This is a genomic window from Pseudothermotoga lettingae TMO, assembly GCF_000017865.1.
GTDB lineage: Bacteria > Thermotogota > Thermotogae > Thermotogales > DSM-5069 > Pseudothermotoga_B > Pseudothermotoga_B elfii.
Genome location: NC_009828.1, coordinates 1,849,981 through 1,876,470 on the forward strand (window position 1 = coordinate 1,849,981; position 26,490 = coordinate 1,876,470).

Annotated in this window: 26 protein-coding genes; 13 read left to right on the forward strand and 13 right to left on the reverse strand. The window is 38.3% G+C overall.

Annotated features, from left to right (window positions below; translation table 11 throughout):
• Positions 1-66 precede the first annotated feature (66 nt).
• From dnaJ to hrcA, 3 genes are read right to left on the reverse strand one after another with little or no spacing between them, the layout of a single operon-like run.
• Complete coding sequence (dnaJ, locus tag TLET_RS09145; protein ID WP_012003810.1) at positions 67-1,173, reverse strand: molecular chaperone DnaJ; 1,107 nt, start codon at positions 1,171-1,173, stop codon at positions 67-69.
• Positions 1,157-1,681, reverse strand: a complete 525-nt coding sequence (locus TLET_RS09150; RefSeq protein ID WP_012003811.1) for a nucleotide exchange factor GrpE — start codon at positions 1,679-1,681, stop codon at positions 1,157-1,159. The genes dnaJ and TLET_RS09150 overlap by 17 nt, the downstream gene beginning before the upstream one ends.
• Positions 1,681-2,703, reverse strand: coding sequence for a heat-inducible transcriptional repressor HrcA (hrcA, locus tag TLET_RS09155; RefSeq protein WP_012003812.1), 1,023 nt, complete (start codon positions 2,701-2,703; stop codon positions 1,681-1,683). Before hrcA ends, TLET_RS09150 begins: the two co-directional genes overlap by 1 nt.
• A 104-nt stretch (positions 2,704-2,807) precedes the next feature.
• Here hrcA and TLET_RS09160 point away from each other — a divergent pair, with 104 nt between their 5' ends.
• Genes TLET_RS09160 through TLET_RS09175 form a run of 4 tightly spaced genes read left to right on the forward strand, consistent with a single transcriptional unit; the run spans position 2,808 to position 7,456 of the window.
• Positions 2,808-4,286 (forward strand): UDP-N-acetylmuramoyl-L-alanyl-D-glutamate--2,6-diaminopimelate ligase, encoded by a 1,479-nt coding sequence (locus TLET_RS09160; RefSeq protein ID WP_012003813.1) that lies wholly within the window; start codon positions 2,808-2,810, stop codon positions 4,284-4,286.
• A complete protein-coding gene (locus tag TLET_RS09165) occupies positions 4,279-5,547 on the forward strand; it encodes a UDP-N-acetylmuramoyl-tripeptide--D-alanyl-D-alanine ligase (protein ID WP_012003814.1) in 1,269 nt (422 codons plus the stop codon). Before TLET_RS09160 ends, TLET_RS09165 begins: the two co-directional genes overlap by 8 nt.
• On the forward strand, positions 5,541-6,443 hold the full coding sequence (gene mraY / locus TLET_RS09170; protein WP_012003815.1) for a phospho-N-acetylmuramoyl-pentapeptide-transferase: 903 nt from the start codon (positions 5,541-5,543) through the stop codon (positions 6,441-6,443). Before TLET_RS09165 ends, mraY begins: the two co-directional genes overlap by 7 nt.
• The gene (locus TLET_RS09175) at positions 6,440-7,456 is read left to right on the forward strand and encodes a YncE family protein (protein WP_012003816.1); all 1,017 of its coding nucleotides are present in this window, start codon (positions 6,440-6,442) and stop codon (positions 7,454-7,456) included. The genes mraY and TLET_RS09175 overlap by 4 nt, the downstream gene beginning before the upstream one ends.
• A 9-nt stretch (positions 7,457-7,465) precedes the next feature.
• On the opposite strand, the gene acpP is transcribed toward TLET_RS09175, so the two are convergent.
• Both acpP and TLET_RS09185 read right to left on the reverse strand, forming a co-directional pair.
• On the reverse strand, positions 7,466-7,705 hold the full coding sequence (gene acpP / locus TLET_RS09180) for an acyl carrier protein (protein WP_012003817.1): 240 nt from the start codon (positions 7,703-7,705) through the stop codon (positions 7,466-7,468).
• Between the two features lie 157 nt (positions 7,706-7,862).
• Entirely contained in the window at positions 7,863-8,666 is an 804-nt protein-coding gene (locus tag TLET_RS09185; RefSeq protein ID WP_012003818.1) for a DUF72 domain-containing protein, read from the reverse strand.
• A 44-nt stretch (positions 8,667-8,710) separates the two neighbouring features.
• Between TLET_RS09185 and TLET_RS09190 the strand changes: the two genes are divergently transcribed.
• The 9 genes from TLET_RS09190 to TLET_RS09230 all read left to right on the forward strand — a co-directional run bounded on the left by TLET_RS09190 (position 8,711) and on the right by TLET_RS09230 (position 18,545).
• Positions 8,711-9,562 (forward strand): deoxyribonuclease IV, encoded by an 852-nt coding sequence (locus TLET_RS09190; RefSeq protein WP_012003819.1) that lies wholly within the window; start codon positions 8,711-8,713, stop codon positions 9,560-9,562.
• On the forward strand, positions 9,559-11,238 hold the full coding sequence (locus TLET_RS09195; protein ID WP_012003820.1) for an Rqc2 family fibronectin-binding protein: 1,680 nt from the start codon (positions 9,559-9,561) through the stop codon (positions 11,236-11,238). The genes TLET_RS09190 and TLET_RS09195 overlap by 4 nt, the downstream gene beginning before the upstream one ends.
• A 76-nt stretch (positions 11,239-11,314) precedes the next feature.
• The gene (locus TLET_RS09200; RefSeq protein WP_012003821.1) at positions 11,315-12,082 is read left to right on the forward strand and encodes an ABC transporter permease; all 768 of its coding nucleotides are present in this window, start codon (positions 11,315-11,317) and stop codon (positions 12,080-12,082) included.
• Between the two features lie 15 nt (positions 12,083-12,097).
• Positions 12,098-13,039 (forward strand): ABC transporter ATP-binding protein, encoded by a 942-nt coding sequence (locus TLET_RS09205; protein ID WP_012003822.1) that lies wholly within the window; start codon positions 12,098-12,100, stop codon positions 13,037-13,039.
• Between the two features lie 102 nt (positions 13,040-13,141).
• A complete protein-coding gene (frr, locus tag TLET_RS09210; RefSeq protein WP_012003823.1) occupies positions 13,142-13,699 on the forward strand; it encodes a ribosome recycling factor in 558 nt (185 codons plus the stop codon).
• Positions 13,696-14,370 carry a polyprenyl diphosphate synthase gene (gene uppS, locus TLET_RS09215; RefSeq protein ID WP_012003824.1) on the forward strand — a complete coding sequence of 225 codons (675 nt, stop codon included), beginning with the start codon at positions 13,696-13,698 and terminating at the stop codon, positions 14,368-14,370. The genes frr and uppS overlap by 4 nt, the downstream gene beginning before the upstream one ends.
• A complete protein-coding gene (locus TLET_RS09220) occupies positions 14,367-15,185 on the forward strand; it encodes a phosphatidate cytidylyltransferase (RefSeq protein WP_012003825.1) in 819 nt (272 codons plus the stop codon). Before uppS ends, TLET_RS09220 begins: the two co-directional genes overlap by 4 nt.
• Before the next feature lie 12 nt (positions 15,186-15,197).
• Complete coding sequence (alaS, locus tag TLET_RS09225) at positions 15,198-17,774, forward strand: alanine--tRNA ligase (RefSeq protein ID WP_012003826.1); 2,577 nt, start codon at positions 15,198-15,200, stop codon at positions 17,772-17,774.
• Positions 17,775-17,816: 42 nt separating this feature from the next.
• On the forward strand, positions 17,817-18,545 hold the full coding sequence (locus tag TLET_RS09230; RefSeq protein WP_012003827.1) for a class I SAM-dependent methyltransferase: 729 nt from the start codon (positions 17,817-17,819) through the stop codon (positions 18,543-18,545).
• Between the two features lie 24 nt (positions 18,546-18,569).
• Here the strand turns inward: TLET_RS09230 and TLET_RS09235 are convergent, their stop codons facing one another.
• Genes TLET_RS09235 through TLET_RS09270 form a run of 8 tightly spaced genes read right to left on the reverse strand, consistent with a single transcriptional unit; the run spans position 18,570 to position 26,480 of the window.
• The gene (locus tag TLET_RS09235; protein WP_012003828.1) at positions 18,570-19,763 is read right to left on the reverse strand and encodes an MFS transporter; all 1,194 of its coding nucleotides are present in this window, start codon (positions 19,761-19,763) and stop codon (positions 18,570-18,572) included.
• Positions 19,751-20,743: an ADP-ribosylglycohydrolase family protein gene (locus tag TLET_RS09240; protein WP_012003829.1), complete on the reverse strand. Its 993-nt coding sequence runs from the start codon at positions 20,741-20,743 to the stop codon at positions 19,751-19,753. Before TLET_RS09240 ends, TLET_RS09235 begins: the two co-directional genes overlap by 13 nt.
• Positions 20,721-21,719 carry a diacylglycerol kinase family protein gene (locus TLET_RS09245; protein ID WP_012003830.1) on the reverse strand — a complete coding sequence of 333 codons (999 nt, stop codon included), beginning with the start codon at positions 21,717-21,719 and terminating at the stop codon, positions 20,721-20,723. The genes TLET_RS09240 and TLET_RS09245 overlap by 23 nt, the downstream gene beginning before the upstream one ends.
• Positions 21,716-22,672, reverse strand: coding sequence for a sugar-binding transcriptional regulator (locus tag TLET_RS09250; RefSeq protein WP_012003831.1), 957 nt, complete (start codon positions 22,670-22,672; stop codon positions 21,716-21,718). Before TLET_RS09250 ends, TLET_RS09245 begins: the two co-directional genes overlap by 4 nt.
• Positions 22,669-23,502 (reverse strand): carbohydrate kinase family protein, encoded by an 834-nt coding sequence (locus TLET_RS09255; protein ID WP_012003832.1) that lies wholly within the window; start codon positions 23,500-23,502, stop codon positions 22,669-22,671. The genes TLET_RS09250 and TLET_RS09255 overlap by 4 nt, the downstream gene beginning before the upstream one ends.
• Entirely contained in the window at positions 23,502-24,329 is an 828-nt protein-coding gene (locus tag TLET_RS09260; RefSeq protein ID WP_012003833.1) for a carbohydrate ABC transporter permease, read from the reverse strand. Before TLET_RS09260 ends, TLET_RS09255 begins: the two co-directional genes overlap by 1 nt.
• A complete protein-coding gene (locus tag TLET_RS09265; RefSeq protein WP_012003834.1) occupies positions 24,326-25,207 on the reverse strand; it encodes a carbohydrate ABC transporter permease in 882 nt (293 codons plus the stop codon). The genes TLET_RS09260 and TLET_RS09265 overlap by 4 nt, the downstream gene beginning before the upstream one ends.
• 19 nt (positions 25,208-25,226) lie before the next feature.
• Positions 25,227-26,480 carry an ABC transporter substrate-binding protein gene (locus TLET_RS09270; protein WP_012003835.1) on the reverse strand — a complete coding sequence of 418 codons (1,254 nt, stop codon included), beginning with the start codon at positions 26,478-26,480 and terminating at the stop codon, positions 25,227-25,229.
• Positions 26,481-26,490 lie beyond the last annotated feature (10 nt).

Below are 26,490 nucleotides of genomic sequence, written 5' to 3' on the forward strand. Positions count from 1 at the left end.
AAAACAAACGGGTATAAGGACCCTGATCTGGTTTATTTGGCATTTTTGAGGTTATTTGATGCTAATTTAAGATTCTATTCCTTTTATTTTTGCAAGTTCTTTTAAAAGCTTTGCTTCTTCAGAGGAAAGAGTTTTTGGTATTCGAACATTGACTGTGACATACAGGTCACCGCGCCTACCTGTTCTTACTGATGGAGCACCTTCTCCTTTAAGTCTAAAAACTGTCCCTGGCTGAGTACCTGCCGGTATTCGAAGCATTGTCGAATTTCCCGTTGGCAAATCGAGTTTCATAGTGGTACCAAGAATGGCTTCGAGATAATCTACCGTTACATCAACATATATATCATCGTCCTGTCTTCTAAATCTCTTATCTGGTCTGACATGGATCAAAACATACAGATCACCATACGGTCCACCACCGTAACCAGCGTTACCACCTGATTCAATTTTTATCCTGGCCCCATCAGAAACCCCAGCGGGTATATTGACAGTAGTCCTAAAGCGATTTCTTATTCTACCCGATCCACCGCAAACACGACATTTTTCTTTTATAACTCTGCCAGTACCACCACAAGTGCTGCAGGTTCTTGTACTGACGAAAACTCCAAAAATACTCCTTCTTTCCTCTCTTATGACACCCGTACCGTGACACCTCGGACAGGTTTGATAGCCGCTGCCTGGTTCAACTCCCTGCCCCTGACAGTGCTCACAGCGTTCATACCTGTCATACTCCACAGGTATCTGTTTCCCAAGAAGAGAGTCGGCAAAATCAATTTCAATATTCAGCGTTATATCTTCACCTGTTCTTCGCCTGTTCTGCTGCCTCTCCTGCGTTCCTCTTTCCCCAAAAAATATGTCGAAGATATCTCTTCCTAAGAAACTTTCAAAATCTTTGAAAATATCTTCAAACGAACCTGAGGAAGTCTGCTGAGAAAACTCAGCTTCTCCAACATAACCAAAGCGATCGTACATAGCTTTTTTTTGAGGGTTGCTTAAAACTTCGTAAGCCTCCTGTATTTCTTTGAACTTTTCTTCGGCTTCTTTTTTGTTCTCTGGATGCAAATCGGGATGCCATTGCTTTATAAGTTTTTTGTAAGCCCTTTTTATTTCATCCTGCGAAGCGTCTCTTGATACACCCAAGATTGCGTAATAATCCTTACTCTGTCTTGGCACCGTTTTCACCTCTTGGCCTGACTGCTACCTGAACTTTCACAGGCTTCACAATTTTTTTGTGAAATTTATAACCATTTTCCAGGATTTTCAAAATTGAATATTCTTCTTTTTCATCTGTCTCAACACGTTCCACTGCCTCGTGTTCGAACGGGTCAAATTTTTCTTTTGGTTCTATCTTGAAAAGTCCTTCATCATTCAAAATTTTCCAGAGCTTTTTGTATATAATCTCCATTCCGCTGTAGAAATTTTTGTATGATTTTGATCTTCGAACTTCTTCGAAAGCTCTTTCCATATCGTCAAGCACAGGAATTAATTTCACAAGGAAGTATTCATTGGCATTTTTCAAAACCTGTTCTTTTTCTCTTAATGAATCTCTTTTGTAGTTCTCGAATTGTGCCTTGAGCTGTCTTAGATGTTCAAGTAACTCATGCTTCTCTTTAATGAGCTGATCTAATGCCGATTGATTTTCTTTTTGTTCGGTAATCTGGGGTTTTTCATTTTCGTTCATTATTTTCCCTCCTCTCTGGTTGCAACCGTAAAGTACTCTGTAAGCCTACTTGTCATATATCTCAATGAATTGAATATATCTTCATATCTGACCACCTTGGAAGTGATGGCCATCACTTTTCCCATTAATTTGTCCTCCTTTTTGTATCCGTCAATGAAAAAAGCGAGATTCTCCAGACCAGATACACCGTGTTCAGAACCAATCAAGACCGCAGGAATCTCTTTCGCATTAATAAACACCTTTCTTAGCATCAAATCGTCTGAAAAGAAATTTGACAGCTTTCTGACCTCCTCTACATCGAAATCTTCAGCGTTGATCAATGTATCAATACCAACTTTAATTAAATCATTTCTGAAATCTTCTTTTAAAGTGTTAACGAGATACTCTGAAAGATCTATCAAATATTGATCAATTTCGCTTTCCAAGATTCGATCACTCATATTTTCTATATTTCGCCCACTTAGAAGCTGATTCATTATACTTTCCAGTGATAGATAATCTATTTCCTGAAAAGTCCTGAATGGTATAAATTTTACCAGCCCAAGTTCCATTACCATGGAAACCACATAATAAGTTCTGGTGACTGGTGCTATTGCAACACGGAGAATTTTGAGTTTCTCAACGGCTGGTTTTTCAAGAATAACAGCACCTTTAGCAATCTTCGAAAGGGCCATGGCCGCCCCTTCGAGTATTTTCTCCATATCACCAAAAGTAATAGGATACTTTGAATAAATCGAAGATGAGCGCTGCGTGTATTCTTTCATCAAACTGAGCGTTTCGTCTACATAGAATCGATAACCTTTATCAGTTGGAATTCTTCCAGCTGACGTGTGAGGTTGATGCAAATAACCAAGATATTCAAGTTTTCTGAGATCATTTCTCACAGTCGCACTACTACATGAGAGATCTGAAGCCTCCAGAACCCGCTCGGAGCTCACAGGCCTCTTTGACATTATATACTCACGTACAGCACAGTAAAGAATCTTTTTTTGCCTCTCATTTATTCTTGATTCACGCCTCATTTTTATCACTCTCATCATTTGAGTGCTAATTTTAGCATAGCATAACCTGGAAAACTTGTCAAGCTTTACAAGCGGTGTTACAATTGTTTAGAGGTGGTGCAACAATGCTTGTCAGAAATCTGATTGAAGCTATCGATGAAGTAACCCTGAATCTCCAGTTTGATGGAGAAGATATCGTAATAACAGGCATCACCAATAAATCAACCGAGGTTCGTCCGGGGTATTTGTTCATCTGTCACAAAGGAAGTCGATTTGATTCTCATGAAATAGCTTCTGAAATAATCAAGAAAGGTGCCTCATTTCTTGTTGTTGAGCATCCCATATCAGTGGATTTTCCTCACGTGGTTGTGAGTGACAGCAGACTTGCCGAATCTATCTTATCTGCTTTATATTACGACGATCCATTCAACAAACTGCTTACTATAGGTATAACCGGGACAAATGGAAAAACAACGGCAGCTCATTTATTTCACCACGTCCTGAAGACTCTCGGAAGTAATGGCAGCATGCTTGGAACAATTTATTATGACATACTTGGAGAGCAAAAATTTCACCATGACAATACAACACCAGATGCAATAGAAATTCTCAAAGCAATGAAAAACACAGTTGATAGAAGTGGCAAACATTTTGTGATGGAAGTTTCATCACATTCTTTGGCTATGAAAAGAGTAGAGTCTGTAAAATTTGACATTGCTGCTCTGACAAATATTACGCGTGATCATCTTGATTTCCACCAAACTTTTGACGAATACATAAAGACCAAACTCCATATATTTGATCTATTAAAAGAATTCGGTATAGCGGTTGTCAGTGATGAATTCGAGCATATAGTGAACAAAAGAGTGAAAAAAGTAATCTACGGCATGTCTGAGAATAGCGATTACAGAATTCTATCTGCAGAAATAGACAAATTTGGAACAAATTTCGTTTTGAAAAGCCGCTTCGGAGAACACAAATGCTCAATCAACATACCCGGCATACACAATGCATACAACGCAACACTTGTAATTGCATCTCTTTGTGAACTTGGATACGATATTGAGTCTATTATAGAAGCCATTAAAAGTTTTGAGGGAGTAGAAGGAAGGTTTCAGTTCATACGCGAAGGCACTCTGGTGGGTATCGATATCGTTGTTGATTTTGCTCACAGCCCGGACGCACTGGAAAAAACCCTTATCACTGCAAGAAAAATCGCAAGCGGAAGAATCATAACAGTTTTTGGAGCTGGTGGCCAGGCAGATAAAGGAAAAAGGCCAATGATGGCTGAAGTGGTCTGCAGATACTCAGATGTAAGCATAATAACAACCGATGATCCAAGAGGGGAAGATCCCGAGGAAATATTATTCGAAGTTGAAAAAGGTGTTCCATCAGGATCACCATATCTCGTTATTCCAGACAGAAAGGAAGCAATAGAAACAGCTCTCACTTTGGCAAATCGCGGAGATATGGTCATAGTAGCAGGAAGGGGACATGAAGAATATCAGATTTTCAGCGACGAGAGGAAAATTCCATTCAAGGACGCTGAAGTAATTAGAAAAATCCTTTTGAAAGAATACGAAAAGGAGAAAAAACGTGTTTGAGAATTCTCGTTTTGTCGTTGATTCAAGGCAAGTTACCCCCGGATGTGTTTTCGTAGCCATTAAAGGTGAAAAAACTGATGGACACTTTTACGCCAATGAAGCAATTAACAAAGGTGCTGCTTATGTCGTTGCTGAAAAAAAACTACAACATATTCCAGAAGAAAAATTGATAACTGTCAATGACACAATTGAGTTTTTGCTCAGCAATGCCAGAGAAAAATTAAAAAAACATAATCCAGTTGTGATAGGTATAACAGGTTCAAACGGAAAAACCACCACGAAAGAACTCCTCTATCAGCTCTTGGGAAAAGACAGGGCTTTTCGTAATCCAGGAAATTTGAACACGGAGATCGGTTTGCCACTATCGATTCTCAATGAATACAATGCGGAGAAATTCGCTATTTTAGAAATGGCTATGAATAAATTTGGAGATATTGCAAGATTATGCCAAATAGCCATGCCTCACGTGGCAATTTTGCTGAATGTTGGAACAGCACATCGTGGAATAGCAGGAAATCAGGAAATGATATTGAGAGGAAAACTCCAATTAATCGAGAATATGCAAAAAAATGGAACAGCCATAGTTTTGTATGATAAAAAACTGCTGGATAGAATTTCATTGAAACCTATGGTAACTTTTGGCTATAAAAAAGGAGATTATCAACTTGTCGATTATTGCTATATTGATTTCTCAACGAAAGCCTTCTACAAAACCCCAAGAGAGCAGCTAATTTTCAACCTCAAATCAATCTGGAATGCCGGTCAGCTAACAAATATATCAGCAGTTTTAGCCGCACTGGACATTCTTGGAATAGACTGTAATAAAAACATCCTGGAAAACTTTACGCCTGTGGCTGGAAGATTCAGGGTAATGAATTGCAATGGAATTTATGTGGTGGATGACACTTATAATGCAAGCATAGAGTCGTTTGAAACAGCCGTTGAAACAATAAAGAAGCTTGGTAAAAGATCATTTGCTGTAGTTGGTTCAATTAAAGAACAGGGAAAATACTCAATTGAAACACACAGGAAACTTGGCGAGATTCTCGAAAAATTAGATGGTGTTGTGGTTTACAATGTCGATAATGAGATAGAAATCATGAACTGTTCAAAAAAAATTTTTGCAAGCAACAGCGCAACAGAAATCTCTGATTTTTTGAAAAGAATCCTGATACCCGGCGATGTAGTTTTATTCAAAGCATCAAGGTCAGTTCAAATAGAGAAAGTTTTGCAAATATATACGGAGGAGATTAGATGTTGATCCCGTTTATAATTTTCGCAATCTGTGTGATTCTGTACTCTCCACTCATAAAATTTTTGAGAAGATATAAACTCGGTCAGTATATAAGAGAGGAAGGGCCGGATTTACACAGTTATAAAGCAGGTACACCCACAGCTGGGGGAATTTTGTTTGTTTTGGTACCATCTCTGTTTATCTTTTTTGTTAACACAGCCGATGCTCTCGCGCTTATCTTTTTCGGCTTCATTGGCTTTCTGGATGATTTTCTCAGCCTGAAAAGAAAAAAATCCATGGGCTTGAGAGCATGGCAGAAATTTCTACTTCAGGTAATTTTCTCAACAGTGATATACCTGATCGTAAATCCACAAAGAAATCATATTTTGATACCATTTACCCACTCAACTTTGAACCTTGGATATTTTTACCCAATATTTGCTATTTTGTTTATAGCTGGCTTCAGCAATGCGGTTAACCTTACGGATGGGCTGGATGGGCTGGCTGGTGGAGTTTTTCTAACCACCAGTTTGCCATACTGGGTATTTCTGAACCAGAGTGAAAAATCACTTCTGTACACATCAGTTGCCGTTATGGCTTTTTTAATCTATAATATCAAGCCAGCCAAAGTATTCATGGGAGATACTGGAGCTCTGGCTCTTGGAGGACTTCTTGCAACAGTCTCGTTAAGAACCTCGAACGAACTTTCATTGATATGTTTTACTCCCGTTTTTCTTGCCGAAACCTTTAGTGTGATATTGCAAGTGGTTAGCTTCAAGATCTTTAAAAGAAGGATATTTAAAATGGCGCCTTTACACCATCATTTTGAACTTCTTGGATGGAAAGAAGAAAGAATTGTCCAGATGTTCACCCTGGTAAATCTTGCAATTACAACCTTTTTCATGTTGGGAGCACCCCAATGATGAGAAGATTTTTAGCAAAGCTTCTTCTGCTATCTTTTTTCACGTTTTCATCATTCAGTTACGCAAACAGCGTAAAAATAACTCATATAGAAGCAGGTTATACAAGAGCATCTTACAACGACGAGATAATATGCCTTGTAAGATCTCAATCACCATCAGTGCTTGTACTGAATAAAAACGGAAAGACGATAAGCAACATAACAGTTGGACTTTCATATCCTGTCAGTGCCATTTACAAAGCTGGTATGGTATTTATCTCTGATTATTACAAATCTTCTGTCATGGTTTACACAATGTTCGGCAGATTTGTAAAGAGAATAGACGTTGGCTCCCATCCAACAACGATAAAATCCTTTGACGGCAAAATTTATGTCAGTTGTTCTAAAGACAGTTCTGTTTACGAAATTGATTATCAAACACTTCTGGTTAGAAAAAAATATTCCTTTAAATCGGCCTCACCATACTTTGAAGTGTTAGACGACAAATTAGTTTATCTGTATTTTTTCGACAGCGACAAATCTTACGAAATCGTCAGCGAAAACAGAGTTGAAGTGAAAGTGGACAACCTGAAAAATCCTGTTAAATACATTGAAAAGAATGGAGTTTCTTTTCTGCTGGGCTATACAGATGGAATGCTGGTTTGCCTGAAGAATAACAGAGAGATGTGGAGAATTAATCTTCCAGATTTCGCAAGAGATATGGTACTCACAGAAAATTATATTGTCGTTACAAGTTTACTTGAACCAATTGCTTCACTGATTACATACACCGGTGAAATCGCACAAAAGATCATTTTGCCGAATGTTTCCCATAGAGTTCTGAATATGAAAGAAAAACTCGTCTTTCTGAATCATCTACCAGGAGAAGTGTATATAGTTGATCCTGAAGAAAACTCTATAGAAACAATAAATGTGGGAACTTACGCATTAGAGATGTTTAAAATTTCAGAATCTGAAGTAGTTGTTCTGTGTTCTGACTCTGGAGAGCTCTACTTTATAAACCTTGGGGAATAATCCCCAAGGTTAGGATTTTGAAATAATATAATCTACAATATCCTTTACTGTCGAAATCTTTTCCAGATCCGAATCATCAATCTTTACATCAAATTCTTCCTCAAATGCCATTACCAGATCAACCAGATCTAAAGAATCAGCATTCAGATCTTCTGTCAATTTGCTTGTTTCACTGATCTGACTCAATTCAACTCCAAGTTTCTCGGATATAATTTTCGCAACTTTTTCAACGATTGCATTTCTGTCCATGAAACAACCCCCTTACAAAAGTTATTCGCAAAAGATTATAAAAAACAATCATGATTATGTCAAATCAACTATTTTCTTTCTTTGTATTTATAAAGAATATTTAAAAAACCAGAAATGCTCTCTCAGGAAGCATATATTCAAGAATCCACAGCTGTCTTTATTGGAAGAAATAACCTCCAAAAAAGCTGTTATCTATCATGGAACGAAGCTTTATTGCATTTTTTACAGCCTTGCCACGATAACAATTATTGAAAAAAACGAACGTATCAAGCGACTTTCTAAGTAATTTTTCAATATCGATCTTGAAAAGCTCCAGTTCTTCTTCAGAATAATCGTAATTGTAACGCTCAGAAGAAGAAACAAACCATTTACTGTTCCTGCCATGAAATCTGAAATAAGAAATATCAGAAGTCTTTAAAGGTCTGTAAGGAAAAAGATTCCTGATCTGCGGTTCATCAACTATGACATAACACATTTCATTTTCTTCGAGAAACCTGTAAACATCGTCTGTGTTCCAGGATTTATGTCTGAATTCGATAGCTATGGGAATTGTAGAAGTATCTCTGATTTTCTTCAGGTAATCAACATTTTCCTTGGAGTAGGTAAAAGAGTAAGGAAATTGTGCGAGCAAAACTTTCAGTCTCTTCTCGAGAATCATCGGTTCTAAAGCATTTAGAAGAAATTTGATATCTTCGCGAGGAAAATGTGAATTTTTCCATCCTTCATGCGTAATCGAGCCTGGAACCTTTACACTAAAAACAAGTGAAGAAGGAGTTTTTCTCACCATGGAAACTATTGTCTTATAACCTGGAAGGCCATAATAAGTGAAGTTCAGTTCAACCGCATTGAATTTCCAGACAGCCGAGTAATATTTTATCATCGCTGAGCGAGATATCTTTTCCGGGTAAACAGCTCCTATCCAGTCATCAAAATAGTACCCGCTTGTACCAATATACAACAAGATGATTCCCCCTAATTATGTTATCATCAATTCTGGTGATGGAGATGATAAAAATAGGTGCTCATATGCCAATTTCATATGGTTTCGAAAAAGTACCCGAGTTAACAGTAGAAATAGGGGGAAACGCATTCCAGATTTTTTCACACAGTCCAAGAACCTGGAGAGCCGGATTGCCTTCGAAAGAATCATGTGAAAAATTCAAAATTTTCATGAATAAATGTGCAATTCCGTTTCAGAATGCGTTTTGTCACACAGGATATTTAATCAACCTGGCAAGTCCGAAAGAAGATATATGGACCAAGTCTGTGCAATTGATGATAATTGAGGGCAAAATCTGTGAAATGCTGGGTATCCCTTATCTAAATGTTCATCCGGGAAGTCATACCGGTTCTGGAGAAAGGGAAGGTATGCAGAGAATTGTTAGGGCAATAGATGAGTTTATGAAAAACACTTCGAACATTACATTGCTGCTTGAAAATGTTTCTCCAAAAGGTGGAAATATTGGCTATAAAATGCACCAACTTGGCCAGATTATAAAATCTGTGTCTTATCCAGATCGAATCGGTGTTACTTACGACACATGCCATGGTTTTGATGCGGGCTATGACATAACCACAAAAGAAGGGGTCACAAAATTGCTTGACGAAATGGAATCAGCATTTGGACTCTGGAGGCTGAAAATGATCCATTTGAACGATTCCAAAGCACCTTTTGGAAAACCTCTTGATAGGCATGAAAATATTGGTAAAGGTTATATAGGTGATGAAGGATTCCGAAACTTCCTGAGCTTTTCCCAGATACAGAGCGTACCATGGATTCTGGAAACACCTGATAGCAAAGACCTATACAAAACAGAAATAAAACACGTGAAATCTCTTCTGGGGTTGATTGAATGATTTCTGACGGATTTGTGCTTAAAAGAATCGTAGACGAATTAAGCAGTCTTGAAGGGGCAAAACTGAGACAAATATACCAATATGGTAAATCGGACATATACCTTTATTTTCAGAATGCCGTGGTAAGAATATGTCTTGAGCCATCCCTGGCACATATTTGTTATACAGAAAAAGAAGATTTCTCAGATCATCGTCCATCAAATTTTGTGCTGCTGTTGCGTACAAAGCTTAGAAATGCTCGTGTCAGGAAAGTCTGCCAGGTATCACTTGACAGGGTTATGTTCTTTGAATTTGATAAAATAGACGAGATTGGAAACAGACATTTTTACAGACTGTATATCGAGTTTTTCGGAAGCCACTGCAATGTTATTTTTGTGGAAAATGATATCATAATTGATGCCTTGAGGTCTGTTCTGACAGTGTCTCGTCGAATTCAAAAAGGGGAAATCTATCGATCAAGCAATGAAAAATTGAATCCACTTGAGGTTACTTACAATGATTTTTCTTTCGATGAACGGGCAAAAATCTCTCAGGTACTCTCACAGGAATTCTTTGGGTTTTCAAAATATATAATAAGGGAACTTTTGAACAGAGCAAACCTCCAAGATAAACTTGCCTGCGATCTGCTCACAGAAGAGAGAGAATCTTTAAAACATTCTTTCTTTTCACTCATCAATGATTTCGAAAGAGGAAAAACATATGTTTATGAATTTGAAGAAAAATTCTTAATCACAACTATTCCTTTGAAAACACTGCCATTTAAAAACCTGTCTGAACATTCGAATATATCCAATGCTATAGATGATATTTATAAAATCGTTCTTTTGAAAAAAGAGGTCGATAACTTTAAAGCAAGATTGATAAAATGCGTGCAAGATAAAGTAAAAAAAAGCGAAAAGATCCTCAACACGCTTGAAGAAGAATTATTGGCATGCCGGAAAGCTGAGGAATATCACAAATACGGAGAGTTGCTAAAATATGCTCAGGAAAAAAAAGACCTGCATAAATCTGTAAATGTTATGGACTACAATACAGGTCAAATGACCTTGGTACCACTGGTTGACGGAAAAGGTGTTAAAGAAAGCTCCCAGTATTATTTTGCTCTTTACAAAAAGTTAAAAGAAAAATCTGAAATACTGAAAGCACGAATAAAACGGGAAACTCTTTTTTTGAATTATGCCGAACAGTTGATGCACACCCTAGAGCTGGCCGAAGACCTTGAAACACTTCAGGAAATAGAACAGGAAATGGCTCAGCAGGGTTTAATCAAGGAAAAAACTGTTTTCAGAAAATCGAAAAGTAAGCCAGAGTTTAAAAAAATTGTGTATGAAGGATTTACGATACTGGTTGGAAAAAACAATAAACAAAACGAGAAGCTTGTCAGAATCTCTAATAAAAATGATATCTGGCTTCATGTTCATGAAATGCCAGGTGCTCATGTTGTGATAAAAACAAATGGTCAGACTGTGCCAAGAAAGATTTTAGAGTTTGCTGCAGCTATCGCCGCTTACCATTCTAAGGCACGTTTCTCTTCAAAAGTTCCTGTAGATTACACGCCCATAAAAAATGTTCATAAACCAAAAGGCTCCCCGCCTGGTATGGTACTTTATACAAACTATGAAACCATTTTTGCAAATCCCAACCTGCTTAAAACTTCTGGTTCATACCCTTTTTAAAATTATATAAAGCGATACTTGACAAATTATAAAGTTTCCCCCTAAAATATTTTCATAAAGAAAGGGGGAACAAAATATGTTTAATGCTTTTATTGCAAATTTTCAAAAATCATGGATAGAATTTAAGCGTTATTATTTCAACACGATCTCCAGCCTGGTAACTGTACTGATTTTCTTCTACCTAATATTTTTTGGAATAAAAGCAGTGGGAGGTTCAGCACCAACTTTTGGCGAAACAATTGATGGGGTTATTGTGGGTTATTTTATGTGGTTGATGTTTATCTTTTCTTTCCAGGGTGTGGCATGGGGGATAATAGATGAGGCACAGAGAGGGACACTTGAACAGGTATTTGTTGCTCCAATAGCTTTTGAATATCAGATGCTTTTCAGAATGATCAGTGATTTTGTTTTCAATATATTGTTCGCGATCCCGCTGATGTATTTTGCAGCTTTCACAACCGGAAGGCATTTGAATTTTGATCTTCCAACACTTCTGTATCTGTTAATTTCCGGGACGGCTTCTGCACTTGGCATAGGTATGATGTTAGGCGGAATAGCACTCGTTTTCAAAAGAATATCATCGTTCATTCAGATAGTTACTTTTGCATCCCTTGCATTTACGATGTTTGACTTCTCTAAGTTTTATTATCGACTGCTTCCAATGTCACAGGCAGCTTTTCTTATGAGAAAACTTGCTATAGATGGTCTTAGATTCTATCAGTTTTCTGCCCAGGATCATTTGTTGTTGTGGGTTGTGGCTACGATATATCTTTCGACCGGTATATTAATTTTCAGATTATTCGAAAAACATGCAATGACTGCCGGTACTCTTGGGCAATATTGATAAGGGGGTGTCGTAATGATACAGATCAAAAATCTTGTTAAGACCTATCCAAAAAGAGGCTCAAAAGAACGCTTGAAAGCCGTTGATGATGTTTCTCTCGAATTGAAACCAGGCGAGATATTCGCATTGCTTGGACCCAATGGAGCAGGTAAAACAACAACCATAAAATGTGCGTGCGGCCTCATCGTACCTGATAGCGGGCAGATAAAAATCAAAGAACACGATGTTTTGAAAAATAGATCAAAAGCCCTTCAGCATATAAGCGTCGTTCTTGAAGGAAACAGAAACCTTTATTGGCGAATGACTCCTGTTGAAAATATGAAGTATTTTGCGGGCATTCGAGGAAAACATTTAAAAAAAACTGAAGCTTTAGAAATCTTAAAAACACTTGGTATAGAAGAGAAAGCAAACGAAATTGTTCACAAACTCTCAAGGGGCATGCAACAGAAAACAGCAATAGCCGTTTGTCTTGCGGCTGGAACAGATATACTCTTGCTCGATGAACCCACTCTTGGATTGGACGTGAATTCCGCTGTCGAATTCAGATCTTTGCTCAAAAACCTTCAGGAACGTGGAAAAACCATCTTGCTTTCAACCCACGACATGAATCTGGTTGAAGCTGTTGCAGATAGAGTTGCTATAATGAGCAAAGCAAGAATAGTTGTGTGCGAAGAAAAGAAAAAGCTCTTGAGTCTTTTCAGCGCAAGAGGATATAAAATCTGCCTGATTGAAAACGATTCGCTCCAGAAAAAATTGAGAAATCTCGGATTCACTGAGTGGCACAAAGATGGGAACATCATAGAAATACACCTGAATCTCACCACTTCAAAACAACTCTACGAGATCATAGAAATGTTTAAGAATAACCAGATAGAAATAGAAAGCATAGAGAGAGAATTGGTTAATTTTGAAAAAATCTTCATTTCATATACCAACGATACACCCTCCCAATCGTGATATATACTATTTGTGGTGTAATCTGTGCCCAAATATGGCAGATTTGCTCTTCTATAGTATAATCAACAAAGTGTGATGAAATCTAATCAGGGAGGGACTTGTATGAGACATCCCCTTGTGAAAAACGCGGAAGATAGGATGAATAAAGCTGTTGAGAAAATCAGCGAAGAGCTCCGAAAAATGCGCACAGGCAGACCTTCACCAGCAATTCTTGAAGAAATAAAGGTGGATTATTACGGTGCTCAGACCCCCATAAGTCAACTTGCAACAGTGAATATTACCGAGGATAGAGCCCTGATAATTAAACCATGGGACAGATCGGTACTCTCATCTATAGAAAAAGCCATCTTCGCATCTGACCTGGGACTAACTCCACAGAACGATGGAAATGTAATAAGATTGACTTTTCCCACCCCAACAACAGAACAAAGGCAAAAGTGGGCCAAAAAAGCCAAAGAGATTGCTGAACAGGGCAAGATAGCCATAAGGAACATCAGAAGGGATATTCTGAAGGAGTTAAAAGGTGATACAAAAGATGGCAAGATTTCCGAAGACGACGAAAAGAGAATTGAAAAGGAAATACAGGATCTAACAGATAAGAAGATACTGGAAATAGATAAATTGCTTGAAAAGAAAGAAAAGGAGATAATGGAAGTTTGATCACACATTTAGCTTTCATAATGGATGGAAATGGAAGATGGGCTCAAAAGAAAGGACTACCGAGGGCTGAGGGCCACCGAAGAGGAGCCCAGAAAGCCGAAAAAGTCGTAGAATGGTGCGCCGAACTGGGCATAAAATATGTCACCCTGTACACCTTTTCGACAGAAAACTGGAAAAGACCAAAAGAAGAGATAAACTATCTTTTTCTCTTACTGGTAAATACAATAAAGAGAAAATTTAATCATATGATGAAACAGGGGGTTAGATTGAGATTTTGTGGTGTCATAGATGAGTTGCCAAAACAAATAGCAGACATATGCCGGGAATTCGAAGAAAAAACGAAGCACAACGACAAAATTCAGGTTATTCTGGCATTAAACTATGGTGGACGCAGAGAATTGATTGATGCATTCAACAGAGCAATAAAAGCTGGTGTAAAGTCTCTTAGTGAAGATGACTTCAAGCAATTTCTTTACTTGCCCGACGTTCCTGACCCCGATTTCGTGATAAGGACTTCGGGCGAAATAAGGATAAGTAATTTTTTGCTCTGGCAGACAGCTTATAGCGAGTTGTATTTTACAAAAACTCTGTGGCCAGATTTCGCAAGAAGCGATCTTTTGAGAGCTTTAGATGATTTCAACAAGCGTCACAGAAAATTTGGGGGATTATGATGGCTGAAACAAAAACAAGACTTATTACTGCTCTAATAGTTGCTCCTTTTGTGGTCGCATGTTTTATAAACTATAACAGTTTGATAGGATTGGTTGCCGCTGTAGTTTTACTCGCTTCTTACGAGCTCTTGAATATGGCAATACTCGACCAGCAACACAGGATTTTTCTGTATTTTGGCGTATCGATCAGTGTTGGCTTCACTATTGTTTATGGGATATTTCAAGCAAGAAATGGCATGTTGTTGCTTTGCTTAGCATTCATTTTGAATGGCGCTCTATCTGTTTTGACGATCAAAAAAATCTCGATTGTATGGAATACTGTACTCGCTTCGAGCCTCTCTTTACTCTATATAGCGGGATGTCTTTCATTTTTCTTCCCATTATATCTAAAATTTGGTGCGGCAAACGCACTTTTGAACTTAACGGCTGTCTGGCTGTATGACACCGGGGCGTATTTTGCTGGCTTGAGATGGGGAAAAACAAAGATAGCAAAGCATATAAGCCCATCCAAAAGCCTTGAAGGAATTTTTGGTGGTTTTCTCACTGCAATCGCATTCTCGGTTGTTTATAAAATCTGTTTTGAGCTGATTTTTCACAGCGAGGTTATGCCATTCAAGTCGCTTGTAATTTTCTCTCTGACGATAGCCATATTTGATACATTTGGCGATATATTTGAATCTGCCCTGAAAAGGTACTTCAATCTTAAGGACTCTGGAAATGTTTTGCCAGGTCATGGAGGTATGTTAGATAGAATTGATGGATTGTTATTCGTTACGCCAGTAACCTATTTTTTATTTACGCTTGGCATCTTATGAGGAGGTTAAGATATGACAGGAGATGAGCTTAGAAGCGCATTTTTAAGATTTTTTGAAAAGAAAGGTCATAAAATCTTGCCAAGTGCTTCTTTGATACCAGATGATCCACAACTTCTGTTTACAGTTGCTGGAATGGTCCCCTTCAAACCCATTTTTTGGGGAAAAGTAGAACCAGTTTATACGAGAGTAACAACCTGCCAAAAATGTTTGAGAACAAACGATATAGAAAATGTTGGACGAACACCAAGACATCAAACATTTTTTGAAATGCTCGGAAATTTTTCTTTTGGGGACTATTTTAAAAAAGAGGCCATTATTTGGGCGTGGGAGTTCGTCACCGAGGTGTTGAAGCTTGAGAAAGACAGACTGTGGATCACTGTGTATGAAGAAGACGAAGAATCTTTCAAAATATGGAAAGATATTGTTGGAGTATGTGAAAAGAAAATCATCAGGATGGGAAAAGATACAAATTTCTGGGGTCCAGCGGGGCCAACAGGTCCGTGTGGACCATGTTCAGAGATTCATTATGACACAGGTTTAAATGAAGATTGTTCTGACGGAGAATGTACCCCTGCCAATTCAGATAAACGTTTCTTAGAAATATGGAATCTGGTTTTTACTGAGTTTTACCAAGATGAGAAAGGTGCCCTGTATCCACTTCCAAGAAAAAACATAGATACTGGTGCTGGCCTTGAGAGGGTTGCATCTGTTGTACAAAAGGTTGAAAGCAATTTCGAAACAGACATTTTTAAACCTATTATCTCGAAAATTGAGGATGTGCTTGGTGTCGAATATAAGAAAGACGAACAAAAAGATATATCTATCAGAGTAATCGCAGATCATTCAAGAGCTGTGAGTTTTTTGATAGCCGATGGCGTCTTTCCATCAAATGAAGAAAGGGGATACGTGCTTAGAAGAATTCTCAGAAGAGCTGTCAGGCACGGTGTTCTACTGGGAGCACAGAAACCATTTTTACACCTCATAAATGAAACTGTAATAGAGCACATGGGTAACACCTATTCTGAATTGAAAAACAGAAAAGATCTGATTCTGGAAGTTACACGAGCCGAGGAAGAAAGGTTTTTCAAAACAATCTCTCAGGGAAATGAAATGCTCAGAGATATAATCTCCAGATCAAGCAAAGTGATTGACGGAGAAGACGTTTTCAAATTATATGACACTTACGGGTTCCCACCAGACATAGTTGTAGATGTTGCAAAAGATTATAACTTGAAGGTGGATCTGGAAGGATTTGAAAAACTCATGAAGATTCAGCGGGAACGAGCGAGATCTGCAAGAAATAACGTTGAATATGCAAAATCTCAGGAAATTTACGATGAACTTGCACAGAAATCAAAAACTGTATTTGTCGGCTATGATACACTCGAATGCGAAGCTAAAGTTATTTTTTTAAAAAAGTCTGGTACAAAATATGAAGCTGTCTTTGACAAAACTTCCTTTTATGCAGAAAGAGGTGGCCAAGTTAGCGATGTCGGACAGATTGTCTGGGATGGCGGCTCTGCTTCAGTAGAACACGTTTTTATACCTGTTGAAGGAATTATCGTGCACATAATCAACGTGGAAAAAGGCGAACTAAAAGAAGGAACAAAAGTCAGACTGATCGTCGATAGGGAAAAAAGACTGTCCACGGCGAGAAATCATACCGCTACTCATTTACTTCACGCAGCGCTAAGAAAGGTGCTTGGAACGCATGTCAAACAAGCAGGTTCACTTGTAACACCGGAAAAATTGAGATTCGATTTTACTCATCATAAACCTCTAACAGATAATGAATTGATGTCGATAGAAAACATGGTTAACGAAATAATACTCAGATCGATACCCGTAATCACAGAAGAAAAATCTTACAAAGAGGCTGTAGCAGAAGGTGCAATAGCACTATTTGGAGAAAAATACGGCGACGTGGTAAGAGTTGTCAAGGTGCATAGCTTCAGCGAAGAATTGTGCGGTGGAACTCATGTTAAAAATACCGGTAACATAGGTTTGTTCAGAATAGTTTCTGAATCTGCAATTTCTTCTGGTACAAGGCGTATAGAAGCAATAACAGGTTTCAATACATTGAATTATTTAAGAGTAAAAGAACAGCTTGTAGGAAACATCTGTGAGAAACTCGGTACCTCACAAGATGAAATTCTCTCAAAAATCGAAAATCTCATCGAGAAAAATATCAATTTGCAGAAAGAATTGCAGCAATTCAAATCAAAATTGCTTGTTTCTCAGCTCAAGCAGACTCCTTTTGAACAGATCAAAAACATTAGATTTGTGCACTGCGTATTTAACGACATCGAATCGAACGAATTGCGGAATCTTTCAGACATAGCTGTGGCTGGCGAAAATTCTACAGTGGCACTTTTGTTTTCTACGAGCAAAGACAAAGTCAATTTGATAGTACGTGTCACCCAGGATCTTGCAAAAAAGATCAAAGCAGGAGATATAGCAAAATATGCCGCTCAAATCCTCGAAGGTGGCGGAGGAGGAAGGCCAGATTTTGCACAGGCTGGTGGTAAAGATCCTTCAAAAATAAACAGCGTCATAGAATACACAAGAAAATTACTTGAACAGAATTAAAAGGAGGCTTTTGCCTCCTTGTTTAAATAAGGGGGGAACGATGTGGAATGGTTCATCGACGAGAGCTTCTGGAAGGATATGTACGACTGGCTTTTTCCACCAGAACGCTTCCAGACGGCGAAAGAGCAGGTAGAAAAAATTATAAGCATAACAGGTATTCAGAGCGGCAATGTGCTTGATCTTTGCTGTGGGCCGGGAAGGCACACATATGAGCTTGCAAAACTCGGTTTTTCTGTCACGGCAGTTGATGCCTCAGAATTTCTTTTGAACAGAGCCAAAGAACTGTGTTCGGAGTTTGCCAATGTGCATTTTGTTCATGCCAACATGAAAGATTTTGTCAAACCAGATCATTTTGATCTTATCATCAATATGTTCACTTCATTTGGTTATTTTAAAGATCATGAAGATAACCTAAAAGTTCTGAGAAACATCAGAAAAAGTCTGAAAAGTGGCGGCAAACTGCTGATGGAAATGGCTTCAAAAGAAATTGTTCTAAAAAATTACAAGGATTCCATTGTTAGTGAGCGTGATCAAAAGATGCTTATAGAAAAACACAGCTTCGAGCCTGGTATGGCAAGAATGATAAATGATTGGATTGTTCTTGAAAATGGGAGGTACAAAATTCATAGATTGGAACACTATTTGTATTCTGCACATGAACTCAAAATGATGCTTCAAATATGTGGTTTTAATAATATCATTTTATATGGGTCACTCGACAAAGATCCTTATGATTTGAATGCTAAGAGGCTCGTTGTTTTAGCTTACTGACTGAATATAAATTTGAATCAACTTCTATGATTCATTCTTGTTTTCTTTCTTAACTATTAATTGTGAATTGAAAAGAATACTACTGAGCAAGAGCACCATTAGGAAGCATAGAAATGCTATTAGAAACATTGGTTGATAATTACCTTTTGCAATGAGGCGCCCTATGAGTCCAACAGAAAGAGATTGCGAACACATGTTAACAACATTGCCAATCCCAAAGATCTTTCCTTGATCATGTTTCTGTGCAAGAGATGAAAGAAGCGAGTTTACCATAGAACACAAAAAACCAGAAGTTATTCCAAACCCAAGAAACCAGATGAACCAAAATAGGGTGAAAATACTTTTGGTTGTTACCAAGCTATAGGAGAATACCATGAAACCACAAACAAGAGCCGCCAAGAATGAGCTTAGAAGGAATAATTTTTTCTGGCTAAAATACTCAACAAACTTGCCTGTAAAAATGCCGGACACACCACTAAGAAGTGTGAGTCCTCCCACCCATATTGGTGACATAGTTTCACTAATCACGGCATTGTCGGTAAGAAAAGATGTTAGATAAGGTATTATGCCTCCATATGCAGCCCAGAAGAAAAAATGAATACAAAGGTATAATCCTAACGCAAAATAGTTTATGGTCACCTTTGTCTTTGTTCTATAACGAAGTTGCCTTTCACACATCGAATGGACAATGTTCTTTTTGCGATGAGTAAATATAGTCAAAGCCAGTATTGACAGAACTACAATAAACAATTTTAGGGTTACGTTCAAGTTATATTTCTCCGAAAGGGATACCAATACAGATGCTCCAAATAATGAGATATTGACTACGCCTGTTGAAATCCCGAAATTCTTAGTCCTGTTATAATCCTCACTTTGATCACTTACCAAGACTGAGTAAGGTATCAAGAAACTGAAAGTACACAAGACAATCAAAAAGCCAGAAAAGATTACCATTGGTTTTGTTAGAGTCATTATTCCAAACAAAGCAAGAATAATCACAAGAACTAATATAAATATAAATAGCATCTTCTTTCCGAAGAAATCAACAAGAGATCCGATCAACGGGCCCACAAAAGCTGTACATAATATACCAGCCGAGAAAACTAAACTGGCAGCTTGCATATCTCCCAGTTTTTGTATCAAATATGGTATCAAAACCAAGTTCGAGATCGCATAAAGAATTCCCAGTGTGCTACCAACGCATATTATTGCAAACACGATATATCACCTAAAAACATAATTTCAAGCATTTGGGCATATTTACATAGATCGAGTTTATTTATTCTTAACACTTCATGCACGATATCGTTTGGTATATTGTGATTTTTGGCATATAGAGTTGAAAGTGCACCAGCAATCGCAGCAATTGTATCTGTATCACCTCCAATCGATGCTCCCATTTTTATGGAGAGCCACACATCCTCTTTTGCATACGAAAAAATAGCTACAGATGCTGGGACAACCTCATTAGCTTCCATTGTTGTTCCAATGGCTTCGTATATGAAGTCCATAACTTCATTCATCGAAGACATATTTTTGATAGTATCAATTGCAAACCCAATTCGTCGACCCGTATATGCTCCAACAAAATTACCGGGTCCCATTTTTCTTCCTTGAAAAGCTCCCTGTAATATATGATTTATAATCTCATCATAGGTCGCCCCCAAGGCAGCATAATGATATCCAAACCCAAGGGCCATTGCAGCTTCTACAGCTATATCCGAGTAATGCGTACATAAACAACTTTCCCAAATGGCTTTTTGCAAGGTTTCAATATCACCTTTCTTAACAGATAGGGAAACAGCAAGTATTCTCATTGCGGCACCACAGGTGGTACCTTGACCCTCGCCTGATTTCCCGGATAAAACCCTCAGTGTACTAGGTCCCAGAAATCCTTTTGCTGCGGCATTTGTTTCTTCACACCAGGATCTCAGAGTGTTCAACGTTATATCTTTATCTATCTTTCTCGCATTATAATAAGCTTCTATCAACTCAAGTACCTGCTCGGTATCATCAGTCACCTGACCTTTTTTGAGATTCTTGTGTATTGATGATATGCAGGTTGGATCTAAGAGCTTATCGATTAATCCATAATTCTTTCTTATTGTTTCTCGAGTCATGAATTCAGTTGGCATACCCATTGCATCACCAACTGCAAATGCCTCCAAGGTTTTCTCAAATATCTTGGCCACGTTCATTGGACCTTTCCTCCAATCCAAAAGCACAAGTAATTGCTGCCTTATCGTTGAATTTCAGAGTACACTTATCTGTGCTTCTCATGTCTAATCTCGGATTTCCATCTACGATAACAAAGCCTTTTGTTTTTCCAACTTCAACGGTATCACTATTCTTGAATATGAACTGTGATAGCAAAAATGGCGATATGGCATCCAATTCTGTTGCCACAATCTTGATAATTGGTTGTTCACTGACAATCATTCCTCCCACCATGTTAAGATATGGTGCCCAACACAATTTGCCGGACAAAGCCTTCCCTTTGTGAACATCAACTTTGTGCAAAGGAGAGATTATTATTTGACCTATCTCAAACGGAATTTTCACGAGTTCTCCATTGATTCTTATTTCAGTTTTTGAAGTTCCAATCTTTGTAGGCGTGGTAGCAATTTTCTGTCCTTTCAGAAATGCTTTAGCGTCAACTGTGCAAACCTGTCCTCCAACTGTTGAAACTGTGCAATTACTAAATACCACATCATTGAAGGCAACCCCGATTAAATTTCTATCATCGTATACCTCTACTCCAGCTACTGGCCTTGTAGAGAACTTTCCTAAGTTGAACTTCAACAAATCATCTACACTTTTGAAAGTAACTAAAGGCCCAGCATTAATAGTTCCTAAAGCCACACCAGCTATCGGTACAAGTTTTCCTGCCAAGTATTGGCCATAAACAACGTCACTCAATGTCCCATCCCCACCAAAAACTATTACAAAATCAACATTTTGTAAGATACTTCCTGCTATGATAGAGTCTTTTTCAGTACCATATGCGTGCTCTTCACCAACAACACTGTGTGCTATACCTTTTGGTAGTAATCTTGAAGTTGCATAAGTGCAGAATAAGTTGTGATGGACAAGTTCCCTTGCTAAAAGATGCCATATTTCATCGAATCCAGCGTATTTTCCAGATGATGGGTTACATACTATCCCAATCCTCATTGTTCCATCACCCGAACTATTTCTCGAGCAGTTCTAATGTCGGTAATTAATATGTTTATAAACCTTCCTTTCATGGCAGCACATATTGCTTTTACCTTCTCTTCTCCTCCGGCGATACCGATGACTCGTGGTGTATTTCTTAACTGCTCCAGAGAAATACCCAAAACATGATCTTGATAGCCTTTGAGTTCACAAGCATTACCATTTTGATCAAAGAATCTTGCTGCTATATCACCGACAGCTGCTTGGCTTACAAGCTTTGTGACAAAATTTTGTGGGAGTACAGATCTAAAAGCATTCGACAGTGAAATGGGTTCGCCAATTCCTACGACCGCCAGATCGAGTCTGTCCCATAGATCAACAATGGTTCGCACACTTTCATTGCTAAGCATATATCTTAAGCTTTCATTATCTTCAAAGAATGCAGGAGCGTGAAGATAGTATCTGTTTGAATGAAATGCGTCAGCTATCTTTTCAACAAGTGCATTTACTTGATACTCGTATCTGTGTTGCCCTACACCTCCAAGTAGTGGTACAAACACGGTGTTGCTTAACTTCTTTGAGGTTATCATATGTTCAACTACTTGTGCGAGAGTTCTACCCCAGGAAATACCCACGATCATACCATCTTCAATTACTTTTCCTAAGTAACTTGCACCAGCTTTGGCTATACTTTCAAGGCGATCTCTGTCTCCTGTGTCAGCGATCACCGTTTCTCGTAAACCAAAAAGTTCCACTATTCTGTTCCCAAGATTTGTACTATCGATCTTGTCCTCATGAATCTTTATTTCAACCAACCCGCGCTTACGAGCTTCATTGAGGAGCCTTGAAACCTGGGATCTTGAAACACCGAAGGTTCTTGCAATTTGTTCTTGTGTGCAGTTTTCTATGTAATACATTTTGCAAATTCTGATCAACTCAGAATCATTTTTCTTTGAATCAGAAGATTTCATTGAGTCACCTCCACGAAGTCATAGGACAGATTTGCCCCATATTTCTGGATAACTTTTGCTGCCCAATTATGAGCAATTTCAATTGCAGTAAAAATGTCTCCTGTACGACTCAATGAAAATACCAATCCACTTACAAATGCATCCCCTGCACCAGTTGTATCAACAATATTATCAACACTATGGACAGCAAATTCTCTTACGAGTGTACCTTGATAGTACAACTTCGTTGGATTTTCACCACTTGTAACGATAACCCACTGGCTGATTTCATTGCATTTTCTGATTTTTGACGCTTCGTTCGCTGAAAGTACAGTGATTGATGAAAAATTAGCCACTTTTCTTATTTCATTTTCTCCAAAATATAAACCACAACCGCCTGGCACATATATTTTCAACCTTGCACTGCTCTGTAAAGCTCTGAGGGCTTCTGAAGGAATCGAATCTGCAACACATACAACGTCATATTCATCATATCTTGTGTCACCATCCGAATGGAAAAGTGCATTTCCACCAAGAGAGATAATTCTTCTACGTCCCTCTTTGTCAAGTAGAATAATGGTTGAGGCAGTTTTTCCTTCTGATAAACAATGAACCTGAATACCCATCTTGTTTAAAGAATGCATTATAAAAGTTGCTACGTCATCTTTTCCGATTCCACAGAAGAGATGAGTTTCGCAACCGTTCAAGGCGAGGTTGATAGCAATGTTGGCGCCGCAACCACCAATTGTATGAAACTCTTTTAATGCAAAAACCATTGAATCGTCCTCAGGAAAAGATTCAACAAGTATATAGTGATCCAAAGCAACGGCACCAAGCACTGCTATTCTCATTACTTGATGGCTCCTTTCGTTAATCCGCTGACAAGGTATTTCTGAAAGGCCAAGAAGATGCAAATTGGTGGCAATGTGCAAAGAAGGGACGCTGCACAGAGATAACCCCATTCAACCGCTCCACCCGTACCAAGGAATCTTGCAAGAAGGAGAGGCAATGTATAACGCGATCTGTCTTGAAGTAGCACTAATGCAAAGAAGAATTCATTCCAAGCGAGCATGAAAGCGAATGTCCCAACAGCAATTAATCCTGGGACAGCCATTGGTATTACAATAGTCAACAACGCTCGACTCCTCGTGCAACCATCTATCATAGCGGCTTCTTCAATAGATACTGGGATCTGATCAAAGTATCCCTTTAGCAACCAAGAACAAAAGGGTATTGTAAACGAAAGGTAGAGTATAACAAGACCCGAGAGAGAATTCATCAAATTCAAGTTTTTCAAAAGACTTGTAAATCCAACTGCCATCAGAACACCAGGAAATGCTTGTGAAGCGAGTAACCATATTACCAGCTGACGTTTCCCAACAAAGGAAAACCTTGATATAGCATAGCCAGCAGGAACCGTTGTACAAAGGCAAAGAACAACTGTACATGCCGTGGTCATCAAACTATTTCGGAAATTGGTTCCAAAGTCCATTTTTCTGAATATATAAGAGAAGTTCCCCGTATAGAAGGTTTTCGGTAATCCCATAGGTTCTCTGAGGATTTCTGCAGTGCTTCTGAATGAGTTACTGAAAAGTAAGAAAAGTGGAGATAGGATTATTAGAACCACCAAGAGAGCCATTATGTTTGCTACGATTACATAGGATTTCTTCCGTTTCATTCCCTTTCCACCTCTTTGAGCAACATTTTTACATAAACAGAAACTGGTATAAGCAAGATCACTAAAGAGATAACACCTATCGCTGCTCCATAACCCTTTTGATAATACGCAAATGCATTCTGATATCCGTAGAGAGAGAGTATCAATGATGAGTTTCCAGGACCACCATTTGTCAAAACAAATACCACATCGAACATATTAAAGGTCCATATGCACATGAGTGTTAATATGACCGAAATAACACTCTTCATCATTGGTAGTGTTATGTGAAAAAAACTCTGAACAGAATCAGCACCATCTATCTGAGCCGCTTCATAGATATCAGATGGAATGGCTTGGAGCCCAGCCAGGAGCATAATTGTCATGAAAGGTAGGCCAAGCCAAATGTTAACAGCAATGCACGCCATCAGAGAATACCCTGGTGTTATTAACCATGAAGGAGGATTCGACATCAATCCAGTAGCTTTCAGAAACGCGTTCAATGGGCCTTCTGTGGACAGAATATATCTCCAGATTAAACCTGCAACGACAGGTGGGGTCGCCCAAGGTAAGAGTATAAGACCACGATAGAGATTCCTCATCTTTACACATTTCATGTTCATGAGTAGAGCTATTGCCATACCAATAATAAACTCTGAGCCAACACAACTCACAACCCATATAATATTATTTTTCAAACTTGACCAGAAAAGGTCATCCTCAAAAAGTGTGACAAAATTATCTATACCAACAAATCTCTCTTTACCAGCAAAAATACTCCCGCCATAAAGACTAGACATCATACCCTGCACGAAGGGATAGACACTCACAATCGATATGATCAATATAAGTGGAAATAAGTATTGAAGAGCTTTTTTCGTGTCTCCCAAAGAATTCATTTTTTATACTCCTTCCCGACTATCTCAGGCCAAGTTGTTTCAACAAAGCATTTCCCTTTACTTCGATCTCTTTGTACGCATCTTGCGTACTTAATTTGCCAAGAATGACTTTTTCAAGTGTTGGTGCCAATATTTTCCATTCAAAGGTGTAAAAACCAGGCATAGGTGGTTTCACATTCTTAGCATATTTCAAGAGTTCGTAAGCATAATTCCAGTCATATTTGGGTTCCGAGAATCTTGAATCTTGCAAAGCACTATTTCTCATCGGGAATAACCAGTCTTTGTAACTTATATCCGCAGAATTCTTTGTGTTTGTGAAAAATCGAATGAATTCAAAAGCTTCCTTTTTGTATTTACTTGCTTTTGATATACCTATTCCTTGTGGATCGGCAGCGTTAGTCATATTTTCTCCCTTTTTGATCCACATCAATCCCCACTCGAAGTTCTTACTGGCTGATTCTGAAAGCAATCGACGATTCCAACAACCAAAGACAACCATTGCGTATGTTTCATTTAAGAAGCCTTGCATCAAGGAAGTATAATCAATGCTAATTACATCACTAGGCATGACTTTGTGTTTTGTTATCAGTGAAAGATAATAATCTATAGCTTCCCTGGCTTTATCATCGATCTCAACTTTCCAATGTCCCTTTTCATCTGTCTGAAGTACTTTTCCCCCGTTTTGCTCTATCAAAGTCCAGTGAAATCTTTCCATAAGTGGTGCAAGTAATCCCCAAGTCTTTCCATTTGTTTTTTGCACTATTTGTGTAGCTATTTCTACTAATTGATCCCAGGTCACTATTCTATCACTTGGTAGATCAATACCAAGTTCTCTGAAAAGCTTCCTATTGTAGAAAATTACTTGACTTTCTCTACACCAAGGTATTCCAAAGATATTGCCTTTCTCATCCATACAATCACGCCAGGCATCATTAGGTATATCTTTCAGTATCTCATTATCTATAAATTTGTTTAATGGTTCGACAAACCCCATCAATCCAAATTCCCTAAATTTCTCAGCATCGGTATGGAAAATGTCAGGAGCCGTTCCTGCACCAAAGTTAGTTAACAAGTACTGATCAGATGTTTCCCATGTTCCCCAAACTATTTCTACTTGTACATCAGGATTAGACTCGTTCCACTCATCAACAATGTCAAATACTTGATCAACTGCACCAGGTTGCCATGCCAAGCAGTAGAATTTAAGCTTGACTGAGGCAAGGAGAGTTATAGAAATTGTTATCATTAACAAGATTGCAGACACTTTTCTCATAATTATTCCC